The 20,531-nt window shown below is 64.2% G+C and carries 16 protein-coding genes and 1 pseudogene; 11 read left to right on the top strand and 6 right to left on the bottom strand.

Annotation, left to right across the window (positions count from 1 at the left end; translation table 11 throughout):
- The first annotated feature begins 128 nt into the window (after positions 1 to 128).
- The 6 genes from gatC to ACYQ8E_RS15380 all read left to right on the top strand — a co-directional run bounded on the left by gatC (position 129) and on the right by ACYQ8E_RS15380 (position 9,609).
- Positions 129 to 416, top strand: a complete 288-nt coding sequence (gene gatC / locus ACYQ8E_RS15405; RefSeq protein ID WP_066724595.1) for an Asp-tRNA(Asn)/Glu-tRNA(Gln) amidotransferase subunit GatC — start codon at positions 129 to 131, stop codon at positions 414 to 416.
- Between the two features lie 42 nt (positions 417 to 458).
- Positions 459 to 1,919, top strand: a complete 1,461-nt coding sequence (gene gatA / locus ACYQ8E_RS15400) for an Asp-tRNA(Asn)/Glu-tRNA(Gln) amidotransferase subunit GatA (RefSeq protein WP_066724591.1) — start codon at positions 459 to 461, stop codon at positions 1,917 to 1,919.
- 66 nt (positions 1,920 to 1,985) lie between these two features.
- On the top strand, positions 1,986 to 3,437 hold the full coding sequence (gene gatB / locus ACYQ8E_RS15395) for an Asp-tRNA(Asn)/Glu-tRNA(Gln) amidotransferase subunit GatB (protein WP_066724587.1): 1,452 nt from the start codon (positions 1,986 to 1,988) through the stop codon (positions 3,435 to 3,437).
- A 17-nt stretch (positions 3,438 to 3,454) separates the two neighbouring features.
- Complete coding sequence (gene mtnA / locus ACYQ8E_RS15390; RefSeq protein WP_066724583.1) at positions 3,455 to 4,501, top strand: S-methyl-5-thioribose-1-phosphate isomerase; 1,047 nt, start codon at positions 3,455 to 3,457, stop codon at positions 4,499 to 4,501.
- Between the two features lie 3 nt (positions 4,502 to 4,504).
- Complete coding sequence (gene glnE / locus ACYQ8E_RS15385; RefSeq protein ID WP_066724581.1) at positions 4,505 to 7,687, top strand: bifunctional [glutamate--ammonia ligase]-adenylyl-L-tyrosine phosphorylase/[glutamate--ammonia-ligase] adenylyltransferase; 3,183 nt, start codon at positions 4,505 to 4,507, stop codon at positions 7,685 to 7,687.
- A 26-nt stretch (positions 7,688 to 7,713) separates the two neighbouring features.
- Positions 7,714 to 9,609 (top strand): response regulator, encoded by a 1,896-nt coding sequence (locus ACYQ8E_RS15380; protein ID WP_066724579.1) that lies wholly within the window; start codon positions 7,714 to 7,716, stop codon positions 9,607 to 9,609.
- A gap of 72 nt (positions 9,610 to 9,681) precedes the next feature.
- Here ACYQ8E_RS15380 and ACYQ8E_RS15375 read toward each other — a convergent pair whose 3' ends face one another.
- From ACYQ8E_RS15375 to ACYQ8E_RS15350, 6 genes and pseudogenes are all read right to left on the bottom strand, one after another.
- Positions 9,682 to 10,389, bottom strand: coding sequence for a PilZ domain-containing protein (locus tag ACYQ8E_RS15375; RefSeq protein WP_066724576.1), 708 nt, complete (start codon positions 10,387 to 10,389; stop codon positions 9,682 to 9,684).
- Entirely contained in the window at positions 10,379 to 11,161 is a 783-nt protein-coding gene (locus tag ACYQ8E_RS15370; RefSeq protein WP_066724573.1) for a PP2C family protein-serine/threonine phosphatase, read from the bottom strand. The genes ACYQ8E_RS15375 and ACYQ8E_RS15370 overlap by 11 nt, the downstream gene beginning before the upstream one ends.
- Before the next feature lie 61 nt (positions 11,162 to 11,222).
- Positions 11,223 to 11,984: a tRNA 2-thiocytidine(32) synthetase TtcA gene (gene ttcA / locus ACYQ8E_RS15365; protein ID WP_066724570.1), complete on the bottom strand. Its 762-nt coding sequence runs from the start codon at positions 11,982 to 11,984 to the stop codon at positions 11,223 to 11,225.
- 120 nt (positions 11,985 to 12,104) lie between these two features.
- Positions 12,105 to 12,362 carry a GSU3128 family (seleno)protein gene (locus tag ACYQ8E_RS15360; RefSeq protein ID WP_257722363.1) on the bottom strand — a complete coding sequence of 86 codons (258 nt, stop codon included), beginning with the start codon at positions 12,360 to 12,362 and terminating at the stop codon, positions 12,105 to 12,107.
- Between the two features lie 42 nt (positions 12,363 to 12,404).
- Positions 12,405 to 13,361: pseudogene (locus ACYQ8E_RS15355) on the bottom strand (IS1595 family transposase).
- A 132-nt stretch (positions 13,362 to 13,493) separates the two neighbouring features.
- Positions 13,494 to 13,715: an acetone carboxylase subunit gamma gene (locus ACYQ8E_RS15350; protein WP_066724565.1), complete on the bottom strand. Its 222-nt coding sequence runs from the start codon at positions 13,713 to 13,715 to the stop codon at positions 13,494 to 13,496.
- A gap of 438 nt (positions 13,716 to 14,153) precedes the next feature.
- Between ACYQ8E_RS15350 and leuC the strand changes: the two genes are divergently transcribed.
- The 5 genes from leuC to ilvD all read left to right on the top strand — a co-directional run bounded on the left by leuC (position 14,154) and on the right by ilvD (position 20,271).
- Positions 14,154 to 15,560 carry a 3-isopropylmalate dehydratase large subunit gene (gene leuC / locus ACYQ8E_RS15345; protein ID WP_066724562.1) on the top strand — a complete coding sequence of 469 codons (1,407 nt, stop codon included), beginning with the start codon at positions 14,154 to 14,156 and terminating at the stop codon, positions 15,558 to 15,560.
- Between the two features lie 4 nt (positions 15,561 to 15,564).
- Positions 15,565 to 16,206 carry a 3-isopropylmalate dehydratase small subunit gene (gene leuD, locus ACYQ8E_RS15340; RefSeq protein WP_066724559.1) on the top strand — a complete coding sequence of 214 codons (642 nt, stop codon included), beginning with the start codon at positions 15,565 to 15,567 and terminating at the stop codon, positions 16,204 to 16,206.
- A 76-nt stretch (positions 16,207 to 16,282) separates the two neighbouring features.
- On the top strand, positions 16,283 to 18,013 hold the full coding sequence (ilvB, locus tag ACYQ8E_RS15335; protein WP_066724555.1) for a biosynthetic-type acetolactate synthase large subunit: 1,731 nt from the start codon (positions 16,283 to 16,285) through the stop codon (positions 18,011 to 18,013).
- Between the two features lie 61 nt (positions 18,014 to 18,074).
- Positions 18,075 to 18,560: an acetolactate synthase small subunit gene (gene ilvN, locus ACYQ8E_RS15330; protein ID WP_082820170.1), complete on the top strand. Its 486-nt coding sequence runs from the start codon at positions 18,075 to 18,077 to the stop codon at positions 18,558 to 18,560.
- Between the two features lie 7 nt (positions 18,561 to 18,567).
- Positions 18,568 to 20,271 (top strand): dihydroxy-acid dehydratase, encoded by a 1,704-nt coding sequence (ilvD, locus tag ACYQ8E_RS15325; RefSeq protein ID WP_459861355.1) that lies wholly within the window; start codon positions 18,568 to 18,570, stop codon positions 20,269 to 20,271.
- Positions 20,272 to 20,531 lie beyond the last annotated feature (260 nt).

The raw sequence follows: 20,531 nt of genomic DNA, 5'->3' as shown, positions 1-20,531 counted from the left end.
ACCACCGCGGGGCCGGAAAGCAACCCTTTTCCTGCTGGTGAAAGACGCTGAAAGCTTGAACAGGCCGCACATCCCGTGTTAACTTAACGGTTTAAAATTCCTGCCGCAGCCAAACCAAGGAGCACCCCATGAAAATCAGCCGTGCCGAAGTCGATCACGTCGCCCGCCTCGCCCGCCTTGCCCTCGCCGAGGAAGAGCTGGCGGCCCTGACCGGTGAAATGGACGCCATTCTCGGCTACGTCGACAAGCTCAATCAGCTCGATACCGCCGGCATCGTCCCGACCGCCCACGCGGTTCCCCTCGAAAACGCGTTCCGGGACGACACCGTGACCCCCTCGATCGGCGCCGGCAAGGCACTGGCCAACGCTCCCGATGCGGCCCAGGACTGTTTCCGGGTCCCCCGTGTGATCGAGTAACGTCCCCTCCCCCGTCCAGCCGGGTAATGTTTCGGAGCCTTTATGAACCTGATCGATCTGCCTATCCACGATCTGCGCCAGCAGCTGCGCAGCAAAAGTATCTCCGCCCTCGAGCTGACCCGCGCCTACCTGATGCAGATCGAGGCCAGCAACCCGCAGCTCAACAGCTTTATTACCGTCTGCGGCGAGCAGGCCCTGGCCGCTGCGGCGACAGCCGATAACCTGCTGGCAGCCGGCGAAGCCCAGCCGCTGACCGGCATTCCGCTGGCGCTCAAGGATATCTTCGTCACCGCCGGTGTGCGCACCACCTGCGCCTCGCGCATTCTCGAGAACTTCGTGCCGCCCTACGACGGCACCGCGGTCGCGCGGTTGCGCAGCCAGGGCGCGATCCTGCTCGGCAAGCTCAACATGGACGAATTCGCCATGGGGAGCTCCAACGAGAACAGCCATTTCGGGCCGACCAGGAACCCCTGGAACCTGGCCTGCGTCCCGGGCGGCTCTTCGGGCGGGAGCGCCACAGCGGTCGCCGCGTGTCAGGCGGCGGCGACCCTCGGCACCGACACCGGCGGCTCGATCCGCCAGCCCGCCGCCCACTGCGGCGTAGTCGGTCTCAAGCCGACCTACGGCCGGGTCTCCCGCTACGGAGTGATCGCCTACGCCTCCTCCCTCGACCAGGTCGGGCCGCTGGCCCGCGACGTCGAGGATTGCAGCCTGATGCTGCAGGCGGTGGCAGGCTTCGACCCCCTCGATTCGACCTCCGTCGACACTCCGGTCCCCGACTACGGGGCGACCCTGAAAAAGGGTGTCAAGGGGCTGCGCATCGGCCTGCCCCGGGAATATTTCATCGACGGCCTCGACCCCGAGGTGCGCAGCGCCGTCGAGGCGGCGATCGCCACCTATCGCCAGCTCGGCGCCGAGATCGTCGAGGTCAGCCTGCCGCACACCGATTACGCCGTCGCCTGCTACTACCTGATCGCCACCGCCGAGGCCTCGAGCAACCTCGCCCGCTACGATGGCGTCCGTTATGGGCTGCGCGTCGACCGCGGCCAGGGGCTGATCGACATGTACAGTGCCAGCCGCGCCGCCGGCTTCGGTACCGAAGTCAAGCGCCGCATCATGCTCGGCACCTACGCCCTCTCCTCCGGTTACTACGACGCCTACTACCTCAAGGCACAGAAGGTCCGCACCCTGATCCGCCAGGACTTTCTCGACGCCTTCGAAAAGGTCGACGTCATCCTCACCCCGGTGGCGCCGACCGCCGCCTTCAAGATCGGTGAGAAGACCGCCGATCCCCTGCAGATGTACCTCTCGGATATTTTCACCATCCCGGTCAATCTCGCCGGCACCTGCGGCATCGCCCTCCCCTGCGGCGCGACCGCGGACGGGCTGCCGATCGGTCTGCAGCTGATCGGCAGGCCCTTCGACGAGGCGACCCTGCTGCGCAGCGGCTACGCCTTCGAACAGGCGACCGAATGGCACAAGCGCAAGCCGGAACTCTCATAGGTCCCATCAGTCCCATGGGTCCCATAAGACAAATGGGATCTATGAAAAACCACAGGAATCAACTTCATGACTACCAGCAATTACGAAATCGTCATCGGCCTGGAAGTGCATGTCCAGCTCACCACCCGCACCAAGATCTTCTGCGGCTGCTCGACCCGCTTCGGCAACACTCCCAACTCCCAGACCTGCCCGGTCTGCCTCGGCCTGCCCGGGGCGCTGCCGGTCCTCAACCGGCAGGTGGCGGAGAATGCGATCATGGCTGGGCTGGCGACCAACTGCCGGATCGCCCCGCGCTCGATCTTCGCCCGCAAGAACTACTTCTATCCCGACCTCCCTAAGGGGTACCAGATCTCCCAGTTCGAGCTGCCGATCTGCGAGCATGGCCACCTCGACATCGAGACCGAGGCCGGCGGCAGGAAACGGATCGGTATCACCCGCATCCACATGGAGGAGGATGCCGGCAAGCTTCTCCACGGCGACAGCCCGGAGAGCGCCGGCAACTCCCTGGTCGACCTCAACCGCGCCTGCACCCCGCTGCTGGAGATCGTCTCCGAGCCGGACATGCGCTCTCCCGACGAGGCAATCGCCTACCTGAAGAAACTGCACCAGATCGTCGTCTACCTCGACATCTGCGACGGCAACCTCGAAGAGGGATCGTTCCGCTGCGACGCCAACGTCTCGATCCGCCCCTGGGGGCAGAAAGAATTCGGCACCCGTGCCGAGCTGAAGAACATCAACTCCTTCCGCTTCATCAAGCAGGCGATCGAGTACGAGGTCGAGCGCCAGGCCGAGCTGATCGAGGACGGCGGCAAGGTAATTCAGGAGACCCGTCTCTACGACCCCACCACCGGCACCACCCGCTCGATGCGCGGCAAGGAGGAGGCCCACGACTACCGCTACTTCCCCGACCCCGACCTGGTGCCGCTGGTGGTCGATGGGGAGTGGATCGAACGGGTTCGCGCAGCGCTGCCGGAGCTCCCCACGGCGCGCCTGCAGCGCTTCATCAGCGACTACGGTCTTCCCCGCTACGACGCCGAGGTCCTCACCGCCGAACGGGCGGTCGCCGACTATTACGATGCCTGCGTGGCCCGCCACAACAACCCCAAGGCCTGCTCCAACTGGGTGATGGGGGAGGTGACCCGCGGCCTCAATAATGCCGGGATCGGCATTGCCACCTGCCCGGTCACCCCGGAGTTCCTTGCCGGCCTGTTGAAGCGCATCGATGACAACACCATCTCCGGCAATATCGCCAAGAAGGTCTTCGAAACGATGTGGCAGAGCGGCGAGAGCGCCGATGAAATCATCGAGAAGCAGGGATTGAAGCAGGTCACCGACAGCGGTGCCATCGAGGCGATCATCGACGAGATTCTCGCTGCCAACCAGGGGCAGGTCGAGGAGTACCGCGGCGGCAAGGAGAAGGTCTTTGGCTTCTTCGTCGGCCAGGTGATGAAGGCGAGCAAAGGGAAGGCAAACCCGGCCGCCGTCAACGAGCTGCTGAAAAAGAAACTGCAGGGATGAGGGACGGGAGGGAAACCATGTCGATCAAGCCGATCCTCTTCGAAAACGACACCCTGAAGATGCTCGACCAGCGCCTGCTGCCCACGGCGGAGGTCTGGCTCGACTACCGTGACTACCGCGAAGTCGCCACGGCGATCACCACCATGGTGGTGCGCGGCGCGCCGGCGATCGGGGTGGCGGCGGCCTTCGGCGCGGCACTCGGCGCCCGCGACATCTTCGCCGCTTCCTTCGACGAGTTCCAGACCGAGTTCAACCAGGTCTGCGCGGTACTCGCCGCGACCCGCCCCACCGCGGTCAACCTCTTCTGGGCGCTGGAGCGGATGAAGGGGTGCGCCCGGGAGCATCGGCAGCTGGCCGGCATCGATCTCAAGGAGCGGCTGCTGGCCGAGGCGCTGGAAATCGCCGCCGAAGATGAGCGCCGCAACCGGGCGCTGGGAGCCTTCGGGGAGAAACTGATCCCGGACGGCGCCCGCATCCTCACCCACTGCAACGCCGGGGCGCTGGCGACCGCCGGCTACGGGACGGCGCTGGGGGTGATCCGCGCTGCCGTCGAAGCGGGGAAGAAGGTCGCGGTCCTCGCCGACGAAACCCGCCCCTGGCTGCAGGGGGCGCGCCTCACCGCCTGGGAGCTACAACGGGACGAAATTCCGGTCACCCTGATCTGTGACAACATGGCCGGGGCGCTGATGGCTCAGGGGGCGATCGACTGCGTGATTGTCGGCGCCGACCGCATCGCCGCCAATGGCGACACCGCCAACAAGATCGGCACCTACACGGTGGCGGTGCTGGCCAGGGAGCACGGTCTCCCCTTCTATGTCGCGGCGCCGACCTCGACTGTCGACCTCGACCTCGCCGACGGCAGCGCCATCCCCATCGAGGAGCGCGCGGCGCAGGAGGTGACTCACACCGCCGCCGGCGTCCAGCTCGCGCCGACCGGGGTCGCGGTACGCAATCCCGCCTTCGATGTCACCCCGGCGCGACTGATCACGGCGATCATCACCGAGCGCGGCGTCGCCACCGGGGACTACGAGAAGCGGCTGCAGGAGCTGGTCAAGGGAGCCTGAGCGATGGATCGGACCGAGATCAGCCAGGCCCTGCAGAAGGCCGCGCGCAATGAAACCGCCCTGGCGACGCTGGCGACCCGCCTCGGCTTTGCCGAAAGCCGCAAGACCGCCGCCAACCTCCTGCTCCTCTCCGACCTCCTCGCCGACCCGGCGCTGCTGGCGTCCCTGGTCGAAATCGCCCGCGACTGCGCCGACCCCGACCTGGCGCTGAACAACCTGGAGCGGCTTGGCAACGTCGTCCCAATCAACACCCTGCGGCCCCAGCTTGAGGATGCGGTGTCCGCCCGGCGCCTGCTGACCGTTCTCGGTGCCTCCCCCTTTCTGACCAGTATTTTCTGCCGCAAACCAGTCTATTTCGAGGAGCTCTTTCCCGGCGGCGAGATCGAGCGCGCCAAAGACGAGGCGACGATGCTCACCGAGCTGCGGGAACGGGTCGCCCTGGAGGTCGACTTCGCCACCCTGCAGCAGGGGCTGCGCCGTTTCAAGTGCCGCGAGATCCTGCGCATCGGCAGCCGCGATCTCTGCGGCCTCGCCGACCTCGCCACGGTGACCGCCGAGCTCTCCGCCCTCGCCGCCGCCACCCTGCAGCGTGCCTACGAGGTCTGCGACCGGCAACTGCGGGCCGAGCATGGGGCGCCGCTCCTCGCATCCGTGGCGGAGAGCTGCCCGCTGGAGGCGGAATTCACCATCCTCGGCATGGGCAAGTTCGGCGGTCGCGAGCTCAACTTCTCCTCCGATATTGACCTGATCTACTTCTACACCTCGGAACGGGGCCAGAGCACCGGGGTCCCCGACGCCGCCGGGAAGGTAAAGAACAGCATTCCGCTCCACAACTACTTCTGCAAGCTGGGGGAGCTGGTCACCCGGGCCGTCGGCCAGGCGACGGAGGACGGGTTCGTCTTTCGCGTCGACCTGCGCCTGCGCCCGGAGGGGAACAACGGCGAGATGGCCAACTCGTTGCGCAGCGCCGAAGTCTACTACGAGAGCTGGGGGCAGAGCTGGGAGCGGGCGGCGATGCTCAAGGCGCGACCGGTGGCCGGCAGCCATACCCTCGGTGAGCAGTTGCTCCGGGATCTTGAGCCCTTCATCTACCGGCGCTTCCTCGATTACGCGATGATCGAGGATATCAAGCTGATGAAGCAGAAGATCGACCGCAGCCTGACCCGCGAGCGGGAGGGGGAACTCAACCTCAAGCTCGGCCAGGGGGGGATCCGCGAGATCGAGTTCTTCATCCAGGCGATGCAGCTGATCTACGCCGGCAAGAACCGCTCGCTGCGCGAGAAGAACAGCCTCAGGGCCCTTGATCTGCTCCTCAAGGAAGGCCTGATCAAGGCGAAAGAGCACCAGACCCTGCGCGAGGCCTACATCTTCCTGCGCACCGTCGAACACCGGATCCAGGTGGTGCAGGAGCGCCAGACCCACAATCTGCCGGTCAAGAGCGATGAACTGCGTGCCCTCGCCCGGCGCTGCGGCTTTGCCGACGAGCCCGCCTTCCGCTGCGAACTCGACCGCCATCGCCAGGCGGTGGCGGCGATCTACCATGACCTCTTCTACACCAGCGAGGAGGAGAGTCGCGACCAGGTCCGCCCCGAAATCGCCTTCCTCCTCGACCCCAATGCCGACAGCGACCTCGCCAAGGACATCCTCGAAGAGCGCGGCTTCAAGAATCCCGATGCCGCCTTCGAGAGCCTGCAGCTGCTGCGCGGCGCGCCCCATTCCTTTCTGACCCCCCGGGCCCGCCGCCACCTCGAACGGATCGCCCCGTTCCTGCTGCAGGAGGTGGTCGACTCCCCGGAACCGGAAATGGCGCTGCTCAACCTCGAGCGTTTTCTCGGCGCTCTGCGGGCACGGGCGACCTTCTTCGCCCTCCTCGACGAGAACAAAGGGATCATCCAGCTCCTCGTCTCCCTCTTCGGCACCAGCCAGTTCCTGTCACGGATTTTCATCCAGCACCCGGAGATTCTCGACTCCCTGGTCTCCCGTTCCTATGCCGCCCCCTTCAAGGACCGGACGACCCTGGCGCAGAACCTGGCGGAGCTGATGGATAGCGCGGTCGACTATGAACAGAAGCTCGATGTCCTGCGCCGCTTTCGCAACGAGGAGTTCCTGCGCATCGCCATCGGCGACATCCATGGCCACACTCCCCAGGGGCAGGGGACATTGCAGCTCTCCCACCTCGCCGAGGTCTGCCTCGAACAGGCCCTGGCCATCGCCCGCGGCGAGCTGCTGCCACGCTTCGGCCTGCCGATCGCCAAGGCGACCGGCGAAGAGGCCCAATTCGCCATTGTCGGCATGGGCAAGCTCGGCGGCCAGGAGCTCAATTACCACTCGGACCTCGATATCATCTTCATCTACGAGGGGGACGGCCAGACCGCCCCCGGCCCGGGGTGCGACCCGGAACGCTTCCGCGAGCAGAGCAACCAGGAGTACTTCTCCCGCCTCGCCCAGCGGATCATCTCGGTATTGACGTTGATGACCCGGGAAGGGACGGTCTACCAGATCGACACCCGGTTGCGCCCTTCCGGCAACCAGGGACCGCTGGTCACCTCCCTCGCCGCCTTCGAGCGCTACCATGACGGTTCAGCGCAGCTCTGGGAGCGCCAGGCGCTGACCAAGGCCCGCGCCGTGGCCGGTGCACCGAGCCTCGCCGCCCGCGTCGACCAGCTGATCGGGCGCTGTGTCTTTGACCGCCCGGTCCCCGACGGCCTTAAAGAAGAGATCTACCGCTTGCGCGGCCGCATGGAGGCGGAAATTGCGCGGGAGGGGGTCGAACATTTCAACATCAAGACCGGCCGCGGCGGCATGGTCGATGTCGAATTCATTGTCCAGTACCTGCAGCTCCTCTACGGCGGCAGCCATCCCGGACTGCGCACCACCAACACATTGCAGGCCTTGCACATCCTTAATGAAGAAGGTATTCTGAGCGCGGCGGACTACTTCGTGCTCGAAAGCGGCTATAAATTCCTGCGGCGCCTGGAAAACAAGCTGCGCCTGGTCCATGACCAGTCGATCAACGAACTCTCCGGTGAGCGGGACTACCTGCTGCGCCTCGCCCGGCGCCTTGGCTACCCCGAGCGCCCGCGCCATCCCGCCGATCTCTTCCTGGCCGACTACCGGCGCATCACTGAGGAGATTCGCAGGGTCTTTGAACAATATCTCGGCGCGGCGACGCCAACCCCGGAATAACCAACGCCCCCTGAGCAAGACTGCAGATGAGCAAAAAAATCGCGATTATCGATGAAGACCAGAATATCTGCCGGTTTCTCAGCGAGTCGCTCAAGCTCAAGGGCTACCAAGTTGAAGTCTTCAACAGCGCTGAGGCGGCCCAGGAAACGATCGACGCCGGCAAGTTCGATCTCGCCCTCGCCGACATCCTCCTCCCCGGCATCTCCGGGCTCGAGCTCTGTCGCAACCTGCGCAACGCGGAGGCGACGGCGACCCTGCCGATCATATTGATGACCGCCTTTCAGAAGGAGACCAGGCAGATCAACGCGGCCCGGGAAGAATTCGGTGCCAACGACTACCTGCTCAAGCCCTTCACCCTGGCGACCCTGCACGAGAGGATCGACAAGTTGATCGGAGTACCGGCGACCAGGGGCCCGGCGCGCCAGCTCCATGTCGAGGGGGATCTCGCTGTCACCCCCCTCCCCGCCCTGCTGCACAACCTCTACACCCTGCAGGCAACCGGCCTGCTCCACCTCGAACGGGGCGAGCGGCGCAAGATCGTTTACGTCAAGGACGGTTACCCGATCTTCGTCCGTTCCAACCTGATCCGCGAATGCCTCGGCAAGATGCTGGTCCATGACGGCCTGATCAGCCAGGCCCAGTGCGACGACTCCCTGCAGAAGGTCAAGGAGAGCGGCCGGCTGCAGGGGACCGTCCTCATCGAGATGGGGCTGCTGACGCCGGAGCAGCTGCACCGATTTCTCAGCCGCCAGGTTACCGAAAAGCTGCTCGAGGCCTTCGGCTGGACCGACGGCAGTTTTCGCTTCCTGCAGGGAAAAGACTTCAAGTCCGGCGTCACCAGCATCGAACTTTCACCCGCCATGCTGATTCTGCAGGGGATCCGTCGCTATTTCTCCGATACCCGAACCGCCGAGCTGCTGGCGCCCCACCGCCACCACTACCTGGTGCAGACCGAGAACCCCCATTACCGCTTCCAGGACCTGGAACTCAACCGCCGCGATGCCGAGGTACTGGCCCTGTGCCGGGGCGGGTTCACCCTCGAAGAGCTCCTCGCCCAATTCCCCCTCAGCCACCGCGAACTGGAACAGTTCCTGGCGGGGCTGCTCACCGCCGAAATCCTCGAGAGCCGGGAGGCGCCGGTGGTACAGGCCGGGGAGGAGGATCTGGCGGTGCTGCACCAGTTCGCCGACACCCGGGAGCTGCGTCAGAGGATTCTTGCCGATTATGCGCGGCTGCTTTCCCTCGATCACTTTGCCCTGTTCGAAGTAACCCGCGATGCCGGAGCGGATGAGATCCGCCGCAAGTACTTTGCCCTTGCCAAGAAGTACCACCCCGACCAGTTTCTGCAGAAACACCTCTCCGAAGATCTCACCGCAAAAATCAACGAGCTCTTCAGGCACATCGGCGAGGCCTACCAGGTCATCAGCAACCCGAAAAGCCGCCAGGATTACCTCGATCAGATCAGCGGCAGGAAGAAGGAACGGCAACAGGACGTGACAGACATCCTGCAGGCCGAAACCGCCTTCCAGAAGGGGATGGTTTTCCTCCGGGCGAAAAATTATCCGGAGGCCCTCGAAGCCTTCAGCTGGGCGGTCAAGCTCAGCCCCAAAGAACCTGAGTACCTGACCAGTTACGCCTGGGCCAAGTTCAAGGCCTATCCCGGCGACCGCGAACGCCTCGGCGAGTCGATGCAGGCGCTGCAGCACTCCCTCGACCTCAACAACAGGCTCGACCGCAGCCACCTCTATCTCGGCTACCTGCTGAAACAGGAAGGGCGGGAGCGGGAGGCCGAAAAACAGTTCGAGATGGCGATCAAGTGCAATCCGCGCTGCACCGAGGCACTGCGGGAGTTGCGCCTGATCAACATGCGCCGAACCCGTCCCGACGGCGGAGGACTGCTGGCCAAGGTTTTTAAAAAATAATCTGCTCCAAAAACGACGATGGCCCGGGAAATCCGGGCCATCGTCGTTTCTGTCCTGAGAGCGGGGACCACCTTACTCCGCAACCAGAGCCTTCCGGGTGGCAGAGGGGAGCGCAAAATGGGCCAGTCCGGCATAAAACAGCTCGGAGGGAAGACGCCGGGCAACCCGCTCCAGGTAGCGGCGAACCACCAAATTCCGCAACTCCCCCCGGGTCTCGATCGCGGGATGGATAAAGAGCATGCCGATATCAAATGCGCCGGAGCCATCGAGATCGCCGCGCGGGATGACGTAGATAACCCGCCCTTCCAGGTGCCAGGTCCTTCCGTCAAGCTCGACATCGAGCTGCAGCTGCTCGTCGTTGACCAGTTCCCGCGTCAGGGAAAAGCGGGTACCGAGATCGGAAAGGCTGACGATCCGGGTCGCCTCCCGCTCACCGCGCACCGAGACCACGGCAGGACGGTCGAGATCGATGCGGATATGGGCGCGGGGCGGCCGGTGGAAGCGGGGCTCGAGGGCGGCCCAGAGCTCTTCCACTACGATGGGCAGCGCAATCCGGTCGCGGCCGGAACTCGGAAACCGGGCCAGCCGTACCACTTCCACCCCCGAAGCAGAAAACGCCAGTCCTTCCTCCAGCAAAACCAGGGTCGCTTCTTCCGCTCGCGGCACCACCGCGTACAGCCACTCCTCCAGCAGGGCACCGAGAATGGCCTGCAGCGCCGGATCGCGGACCGCCACGGCCAGTTGACGGTTTTTCCCGGCAGGCATCCGGCTATGCAGCATCGAGGCCTCCGCGCGGCGTATGAAAATCGATCACAATGGCGGTGCAGTCATCCTCCGGCGCAGTGTCGCCGGCAAAATCCCCCCGCACCGCGAAGAGCTGGTTAAGGAAATTCCGGTAGTCGCCGTCCTTTTCCCGCAGCACCTGCTGCAGCCTCTCGGTACCGAACAGTTCCCCCGCGGGGTTGGATGACTCGGTTATGCCATCGGTGTAGAGGAGCAGCCGGTCCTGGGGGTGAAAACGGAACGAACCGCTTTGAATCTCCGGTGCGTCGAAAAATCCAACCGGGGCCGAGGTGGCCGGCAGAGAGAGGATATCGTCGCCACGGCGCACCAGCGGCGCCGGGTGGCCGGCGTTGACGTACTCCATCCGCAGCGATAACGGGTCGATGCTGGCGCAGAAGAGGGTGGTGGAAAAATAATGATCGAATTCGGCGGAACGACGGGCGAAGGACTGCAGGAAAGCGTTGATTTCCCGCACCAGATCGACGGGCGAGCAGAAGGATTGGGAGGCGCGGTGAATATAGCCGTAGAGGAGTGCCATCACCACCGAGGCATGCACGCCGTGACCGGTCACATCACCGACAAAAACCGCCTGGCACCCGTCGGGCATGGCGATGAAATCGAAATAGTCCCCGCCCAGGCCGCGCGCCATCAGGTTCTTCACGCCGATACAGGCCCAGTCGCAGTAGGGGGAGCTCTTCGGAAAGAGAAGCTGCTGGACATGGCTGGCCAGGTTGAGATCGAAATCGTCGCTGATGTCGCTGCTAACCATGATTCCCCCGGAAATTCCTTACCTGAAGTTTAACCGTTTTTCCGCCCCGTTCCAGGGAGTTTCAGGATGGTTGCAGGTGAAGATCGAGCAGGTGACGGGGCTGGACGTTTCCCATCGCACCGAGCAGGCTGCGCCGCAGCTGCGGAATCTCCTGCGCCAACTGGCCGACCAGGCTCTTCATCCGCTGGCGCTGCTGTTCTTCTGTCCCCTGCACCGGGCAACCACAGTCGATAATCGGCACCTGCAGTTCGGCGGCGAGGGCGGCCACGGCCGACTCCTCGACGTAGACCAGCGGCCGGATCACCGTCTGGCGGCCGTTGTCCGCCAGCATCCGCGGGCTCATCGCCGCCAGTTTGCCGACGAAGAACTGGTTGAGGAGCAGGGTTTCGATGAAATCGTCGAGGTGGTGACCGAGTGCCAGCTTGTTGCAGCCGAGCTCGTCGCAGATGGAATAGAGGACGCCGCGCCGCAGACGGGCACAGAACGCACAGTAGGAAGAGCCGGGGCGCAGCTTGGCATCGATAATAGTGGCCATCTCGGTCGATTGCAGCCGCGAGGCAAATCCGTGTTCCTGCAGATGGGCCGCCAGCACCTCCTGCCGGTAGCCGGAAAAGCCGGCGTCGACGTTCACCGCCACCAGCTCGTAACGCACCGGCGCCCGCCGGCGCAGGCTTTCCAGCAGGTGCAGCAGGACGTAGCTGTCCTTGCCACCGGAAACCGCCACCGCGATGCGGTCGCCCGCCTCGATCAGATTGAAGTCGCCGATCGCCTTGCCGACCAGTTTGCGCAGGCGCCGGAATTGGGAGCTCTCATCGATTGCCACGGAAGTTTCTCCAGTTTTTCAACTCGTTAGGAATCGTTTTTTTAATCTATCCCGGGTAAAAAAGCAAGGGGCCGCCAGGGAAAACTCCCTGGCGGCCCCTTGCCGTCCGGAATCGTCACTTTATTGGCCGGAATCGAGCTCCCGCAACTGCCCAAGGGCGAAATTTTTTGCCCGCCCCCCGGGAGCGATCATCCCGTAGGCCATCGCTTCCCGAAGTTCTTCCCGGCTGGCGCCTGCCTGCTCCGCGACCGCGAAGTGTTTCTGCAGTCAGTCGGGGCAGCCGACCGCCACGGCGCAGGCAACCCGGATCAATTCCCGGGTGCGGATATCGAGAACTTCTTCGTACTCAAAATCGAGAAATTTCTTGCGCAGTTTCATTGCCACCTCCAGGAACAGGTTAGGGGTCAATAAACTTCCTGATTAGGTCCAATTCTCAGCGTGGCGTAGCCACGCCTCGGGCCGTTTGCCGATTGAGACGCAGGCAAATACCAGCCTCGGCAGCATGCTGCGTAGGTCAAAGCGGCGATTGAAACGGTATTGAAACTCCGCCAGGTAGCGGTGCGCGTACTTATCGAAGTCAAACGCGTGATACGTCCCGGCGATGGCGGTCTTAAGATTGCCCAAAATGGTGTTGATCCAGTGAAATCATCCCATGTCGGTACTTCTGCGTTGATCCCCGACCACCTCGCGCTGGTGGCTGCACCCCGTCTTGGTCACCGCCCGGAAACAATTCAGGCCGTCCGATACCACGAAGGCCGACGAAGAAAGGTGGTTCCTGGCCCATTGGTCAACATCATGGCTGCTGAAGGTCGTCACCCGGCTAAAAACCGCTCGCAGAGGGCGCCCCTCATGACTGGTTTCCACGGCAGCAATGAACGGCACTTTGTTTTCCGAGCCTCGTCCGACCTTGCCACCTGTGCGCTCCCCGCCCAGGTAGGCGTCGTCGATCTCGACCCGTTGCGCCAAGACGGTTTTCTCTTCGCGCTCGAACATGGCCTGCATGAGCTTATGTTTGAGCCGCCAGGTCGCCTTGTAGCTCAGTCCCAGCATCCGTCTCAGTTCCAGTATCGACTGGCCGGATTTACCCTGAGTCACGAAATAGATTGCCAGGAACCACTGCGTAAGCGGCAAGTTGGTCCCATGAAAGACCGTTCCCGAGATCAGAGACGTTTGCCTTCGGCAGCTATTGCACTGGAAGATCTTCGACCGGCTACGCCGAAAGATGATGGCACGCTCGGCCCCACACGCCGGGCAGGCAAAGCCTTTGGGCCAGCGCCATCGTTCGACAACGGCCTCGCATTGGGCCTCCGTCCCATACTCTTTCAGAAACGCGGCCAGGCTCAAGCCCGGTTGAAACTGAATGCGATTGGTGGGCATGGACGATAACCTCCTGTATTCGGGTGGGTTCCATGCCCAAAACATACGGCCTCAGCGCGACAGAAAATGTCATAGCTGAGAACCGGACCTAATCAGGATAAACTTTACCAGCCGGCAACTCAGGCCGCACGCTCAGAAGCTCTCCCGCTGCAGGTTCGACTGCTGTACACTGCCGCAATCGGGGCAGCGAAATTCCCGGGTGTCCTGCCACCAGGGCTCGGGTCCCCAGTAGGAGGGATTTTCGATGCTGCGCAGGTGTTCAACCGCATTGAAATTTTTGGTTTGCTGACAACTCTTGCAGTAGAGCCAGACTTCGCCTGCGGCGCAGGCCTGGAGGAATTCACCGGGGGCCATGCTATGACGCTCCTGGGTTGGGGGGCATTAAAAACCGGAACCTTGGGAAGAAAGATAGTCCAGTCGAGGGGAAAAAAGCAAGGGGGAGCGGGGCCTTTGACGGGGGCGGCGGGCCGGGCGGCGGTACTGGTCCCGGTGGTTGGCTGCCTGGGCAGAGGGTAGTTGGAGAACCTGACAGTGGCAATGATGGCCACAGAGAGGGCAGATCTCCTTTCATGGCATTCCCCTCTCCCCGGGGCTCCTGTAGACGAAGAGCCCGGGAGGCGGTTTCCCGGCCGCCGCACATTTATCGAACCGCCGCCGAAAAAACGGGAATGAAATCTTCCGTTTGACTTCGGCAGGTCCTGGCTCATAATTGTATTTCCATTTTGGTAATAAATCGGCGCCCGCACGGCTGTGAAGCGGTGCACTTCCTCCTTCCGACCATGGATCACGACGATGAAGCAGACCCTTTACGACAAACTCTGGGAACGTCACCTGGTGCGCTGCGACGAAGACGGCACCTGCCTGCTCTACATCGACCGGCACCTGGTCCACGAAGTCACCTCGCCGCAGGCCTTCGAAGGGCTGCGCCTGGCTGGCCTCCGTCCTTGGCGATCCGGCGCCAACGTGGCGGTACCGGACCATAACGTCCCCACCACCGACCGCAGCGGCGGCATTGCCGAGCCCCTCTCGCGGCTGCAGGTCGAAACCCTGGACGCCAACTGCGACGAGTTCGGCATCAGCGAGTTCGCCATGAACGACGTGCGCCAGGGGATCGTTCACATCATCGGCCCGGAGCAGGGTCTGACCCTCCCCGGCATGACGATCGTCTGCGGCGACTCCCATACCTCGACCCACGGAGCGCTGGGGACCCTCGCCTTCGGTATCGGCACCTCCGAGGTCGAGCACGTGCTGGCGACCCAGTGCCTGAACCAGAAGAAGGCCCGCAACATGCTGGTCAGCGTCGACGGCGAGGTCGGCCGCGGCATCACCGCCAAGGACATCATGCTGGCGATCATCGGCGCCATCGGTACCGCTGGCGGTACCGGCTACGTCATCGAATACGGCGGCGACGCGATCCGGGCGCTCTCCGTGGAAGGGCGGATGACGATCTGCAACATGTCGATCGAGGCGGGGGCCAAGGCCGGCATGATCGCCGTCGACGACAAGACCATCGAGTACGTCAAGGGACGGCCCTTCGCGCCAAAGGGGGAGCTCTGGGCGCGGGCGGAAGCCGACTGGCGCACCCTGCACAGCGACCCTGGCGCCCGTTACGACCGCACCGTGCATCTCGACGCCGCCGCGATCGAGCCCCAGGTGACCTGGGGGACCTCGCCGGAGATGGTTTCCAGCGTCGGCGGCCGCGTCCCCGACCCGGCCGCCGAGCCCGATGCGGTCAAGCGCGAGGGGATGAAGAAGGCCCTTGAGTACATGGGGCTGGCACCGGGCACGCCGATCACCGCCATCTACCCCGATACCATCTTTCTCGGCTCCTGCACCAACGCCCGCATCGAGGATTTGCGCGCCGCCGCGGCCATCGTCAAGGGGCACAAGCTGGCCGCCAACATCAAGCGGGCGCTGGTGGTGCCGGGTTCGGGGCTGGTGAAAAAACAGGCCGAGGCCGAAGGGCTCGACGCGATCTTCAAGGCCTGCGGCTTCGAGTGGCGCGAGGCAGGTTGTTCCATGTGTCTCGGCATGAACGAGGACCGGCTGGCGCCACAGGAGCGCTGCGCCTCAACCTCGAACCGCAACTTCGAGGGACGGCAGGGGCAGGGCGGGCGCACCCACCTGGTCAGTCCGGCGATGGCCGCTGCCGCCGCAATTACCGGTCATTTCGTCGATGTCCGCACCCTGGAGGACTAATATCATGCAGTCATTTACCCGGCTCAACGGGCTGGTCGCACCACTTGACCGCTCCAACGTCGATACCGACGCCATTATCCCCAAGCAGTTTCTGAAATCGATCCAGCGCACCGGATTCGGGCCGAACCTCTTCGACGAGTGGCGCTACCTCGATCACGGCGAACTCGGCATGGACTGCAGCAAGCGTCCCCTCAACCCGGACTTCGTCCTCAACCAGCCGCGCTACCAGGGGGCGCAGATCCTGCTGACCCGCGACAATTTCGGCTGCGGCTCGTCCCGCGAGCATGCCCCCTGGGCGCTCCTCGACTACGGCTTCCAGGTGGTGATCGCGCCGAGCTTCGCCGACATCTTCGCCAACAACTGCACCAAGAATGGCATCCTGCCGGTCGTTCTGACCCATGCCGAGGTCGACCGGCTCTTCGCCGCGGTGACGGCAACCCCCGGCTACCGGCTCCAGGTCGATCTGGCCGCGCAGCAGGTCACCACCCCTTTGGGAGAGGTGCTGCGCTTCGAACTCGACCCGTTCCGCAAAAAGTGCCTGCTCGAAGGGCTGGACGAGATCAGCCTCACCCTTCAGCACGCCGACGCGATCCGGGCCTTCGAGGAGCAGCGAAGACGTGCCGAACCCTGGCTGTTCGCATCGTGATGCCTGTTGAACTTACGACTTTGACCTTTTGACAGCAGACCGGCCCTGGCCGGTCTCCCTAGCGACGAGGTAACCGATGCAAGGAACGGAACTGGTTTTGAAGGCGCTGCGCGCCCGGGGCGTGAAATACATCTTCGGCTATACCGGCGGCGCGATCATGCCGGTCTTCGACGAGATGGGGAAGCAGGAACATTTCACCTTCATCATGCCGCGCCATGAGCAGGGGGCGACCTTCATGGCGCAGGGGCTCTCCCGCGCCTCCCTCTCCACCGAGACCCCGCAGATCGGGGTCTGCCTCTCGACCTCCGGACCGGGCGCCATGAACCTCGTCACCGGCGTCGCCGACGCCCACATGGACTCGGTGCCGATCGTCGCCATCACCGGCCAGGTGGCGACCGGGGTGATCGCCACCGATGCCTTCCAGGAGAGCGACGTGGTCGGGGTCATGATGCCGATCTGCAAGCAGACCTACATGCCGCTTGCCGCCGCCGAGATCGAAAAGAGCATCCACGAGGCCTTCTATGTCGCTACCACCGGGCGCTTCGGGCCGGTGGTGATCGACATCCCCAAGGATGTGCAGCTGCAGCAGACCGAAGAAGGGTACAAATTCAACCCGAAGAGTTTCCGCCCCGAGCTGCCGGGCTTCTTCTACCACCCCTCCCCGGAGCGGGATGTCCTGACCCGGGCGATCGGCATGATCAACCGCAGCGAGCGGCCGGTGATGTTCTGCGGCCACGGCGTCATCGCCAGCAACGCCGGCCAGCTGCTGCAGCAGTTCGCCGAGAAGACCAACATCCCCATCGCCTTCACCTTGCACGGGCTGTCGGCGCTGCCGGTCGATCACCCCTTGAGCCTCGGCATGATGGGGATGCACGGCACCGTCGAGGCGAACCGGGCGGTGATGAACGCCGATTTGATCATCAGCTTCGGCATGCGCTTCGACGACCGGGTCACCGGCAAGCTCAATGAGTACGCCAAAAATGCCGACGTCATCCACGTCGAGATCGACCCCTCCGAGCTCGACAAGAACGTGCGCACCACCGTCGCCATCAACGCCGACGTCTACCGAACCCTGCATGTCATGCTCGGCGACCCGGAGCTGATCTACAAGCCGCGGCGGCGCTGGCTGCAGGAGATCGCCGCCAACCGCGAGACGACCCGCGCCGAGGTCGAGGCCGAAATCGCCGCCGGGGTCGGCAGCGGCGGCAGACTACTGATGAAGAGCATCATCCGCCGTCTCTCCGATATCACCGCCGGCAGGGACATCATCGTCCCCGACGTCGGCCAGCACCAGATGATCTGCGCGCGCTTCTACAATTTCCAGACCGAGAACAGCTGGTTCACCTCGGGGGGGGCCGGCACCATGGGCTGCTCGCTGCCGATGGCGATCGGCGCCAAGCTCGCCCGGCCCGAGGAACGGGTCTGGTCGATCAGCGGCGACGGCGGCTTCCAGATGAACATCCAGGAACTCGGCACCATCATGGAGCAGCAGACCGACGTCAAGATCATCATCCTCAACAACGGCTATCTCGGCATGGTGCGCCAGTGGCAGACCCTCTTCTTCGACGGGCGCTACTCCGGCACGCCGATGCAAAGCCCCGATTACGGCCTGATCGCCCAGGCCTACGGCATCCCCTACCAGAAGGTGACGACCCTCGACCAGGTCGATGCGGCGCTGCAGGGCGCCATCGACCACGCTGGTCCCTACCTGCTCGAATTTGTCTGCGACCCGTCGGAGATCGTGCTGCCGATGATCCCCTCGGGGGGGGGCTTCGGCGACATGATCGTCTCGCGCTCCGGCAAGTGACCGGGACGCTGGCAATGAAGGCGCTTCTCCTTTAATTTCTAGCCGGGATGGGAAGAGACCCATGACAGAAAAACCGATGAAACGCCGGGCGATACTCGCCTTCGTGCAGGACAAGCCGGGGACCCTGAACAAGATCTCGATGCTGATCCGGCGCAAGATGTACAACGTCGACACCCTCACCGTCTGCAAGGCGAAGGCGCCGGGGACGAGCCGCATGACGATCACCCTGCGCGAGGACGACGAGGCGCGGGTGACCCAGGTGATCCGCCAGATCGAGAAGTTTACCGAGGTGATCCGCGCCAAGGAGCTCGATCGGGACGACAGCTACTGGCGCGAGGTGGCGATCGTCAAGTTCGAGCTCGAGGCGAAGCAGCTGGAGAAGCTGGAGAAGAAGTACCAGCTCGAAATCCTCGACAGCCAGCCCCATGACATCCACATCATCCAGATCGCCGGGCCGACCGACCGTCTCGACGGCTTCCTCCGCGACCTCGGCCCCGAGCACCTGATCGAGATCGCCCGCACCGGCGTCACCGCGCTGGAGAAATGAGGCGGGGATGAAGAGGCGCAGTACAGAGATCACCGGGCGCAAGGGGACGGAAAAATGGGTGGAACGGACCGCCGCGCGCACCATGCTGCGGGCAGTGCGTTTTTCCGACGCCGACTTCGACAAGCCGCTCATCGCCCTGGCCGTCCCCTATACCAACGGCACCCCCTGCAACGACCATCTCCGGGCGCTGGGGGACCTCGTCCAGCAGGCGATCGAGGCGGCCGGCGGCAAGGCGATCGTCTTCGGCACCCCGGTCGTCTCCGACGGCATCTCGATGGGGAGCGAGGCGATGAAATACTCGCTGGTCAGCCGCGAGGTGATCGCCGACAGCATCGAGCTGATGACCGAAGGCTACCGGGTCGACGCGGTGATCACCCTTTCCGGCTGCGACAAGACGATCCCCGCCGCCCTGATGCCAATCGCCCGCAACAACCTGGTCGGCCTGACCCTCTACGGCGGCAGCATCCTCCCCGGCGAGTACCGCGGCCAGGCCCTCAACATCGTCAGCGCCTTCGAGGCGATCGGCGCCCACTGCGCCGGAAAGATCGACGCCGATGAGTTGCACGCCATCGAATGCCGCGCCTGTCCCGGTGCCGGCTCCTGCGCCGGCATGTACACCGCCAACACCATGGCTTCCGCCATCGAGGCGATGGGGATGAGCCTCCCCGGCGCCGCCTCCAACCTCGCTGTCGATGCGCATAACGCCCTCTCCGCCGACAAGCAGGAGGACGGCGTCCGCGCCGCCCGGGCGGTCATCGCCCTGCTCAAGGCCGGCATCAGCGCCCGCGCCATCATGACCCGCAAGGCCTTCGAGAACGCCCTCACCGTCGCTTGGGCGCTGGGCGGCTCGACCAACGCCGTCCTCCACCTGCTCGCCCTCGCCCACGAAGCCGGCATCGAACTGACCCTGGCAGACATCGAGCAGATCACCGCCCGGGTCCCGCTGCTCGGCAACTTCAAGCCCTTCGGCCAGTACGTGATGAACGACCTGCATGCCATCGGCGGGCTGCCGATGGTGATGAAGCTGCTCCTCGACGCCGGCTTCCTCCACGGCGATTGCCTGACGGTGACCGGCAAAAGCCTGGCGGAAAACCTCGCGGATGCGCCACAACGCCCGCCGGACCAGGAGATCATCTTCAGTCTGGAACAGCCCTACGCCCCGGCCGGCCGCCACATCCGCGTGCTGCGCGGCAATCTCGCCAGCGAGGGATGCGTTCTGAAAATCAGCGGCAAGGAGATGGCCAACTTCAATGGCCCGGCGCGGGTCTTCGAGCGGGAGGAGGAGGCGCTCGCGGCGATTCTCGCCGGCCAGATCAAGGCCGGTGACGTCGTCGTCATCCGCTACGAAGGCCCCAGAGGCGGCCCCGGCATGCGCGAGATGCTCTCCCCCTCTTCGGCGCTGATGGGGGCGGGGCTCGGCAAGAGCGTCGCCCTGGTCACCGACGGCCGCTTCTCCGGCGGCACCCACGGCATCATGATCGGCCACGTCGCCCCCGAGGCCCAGGTCGGCGGCCTGCTGGCCCTGGTGCAGGAAGGCGACCGGATCGAGATCGATCTCGACCGTGGGGAATTGAACCTCGAGGTCCCGGAGGATGCGATTGCGGCACGCCGGGCCACCTGGCAGGCGCCAGCACCTCGCTATCTTCGGGGCGTACTGGCCAAGTACGCTCGGCTGGTCTCATCGGCCTCGATGGGAGCGGTGACCAGCTAGGGCCCAGTCCACCCGAACTGAATCGATTGTTAGTCTCCGTCGCTTCGCCCTGGTAGTCCATCCCCCCGGGCCGATTTCCCAGGCTCCCGAATCCGAGGCTGCCGCCCTTGGCGATTTCGGGTAGCCGGTCCAGCGGTTCGGGTCCCCTCCAATTCCCTGCTCGGCTACCCCGAAGGGAAACTGATCCGCCGCCCCTTCGGATTCGAGGTGGTCGGTAAGCCTTTGGCGCGAGAATCGCAAGATCCACCCGTGAGCCTGAA

It is taken from the genome of Desulfuromonas carbonis (assembly GCF_054658035.1).
The sequence above is the reverse complement of the archived record's forward strand: the minus strand, read 5'-3'. Positions and strand labels throughout refer to the sequence as shown.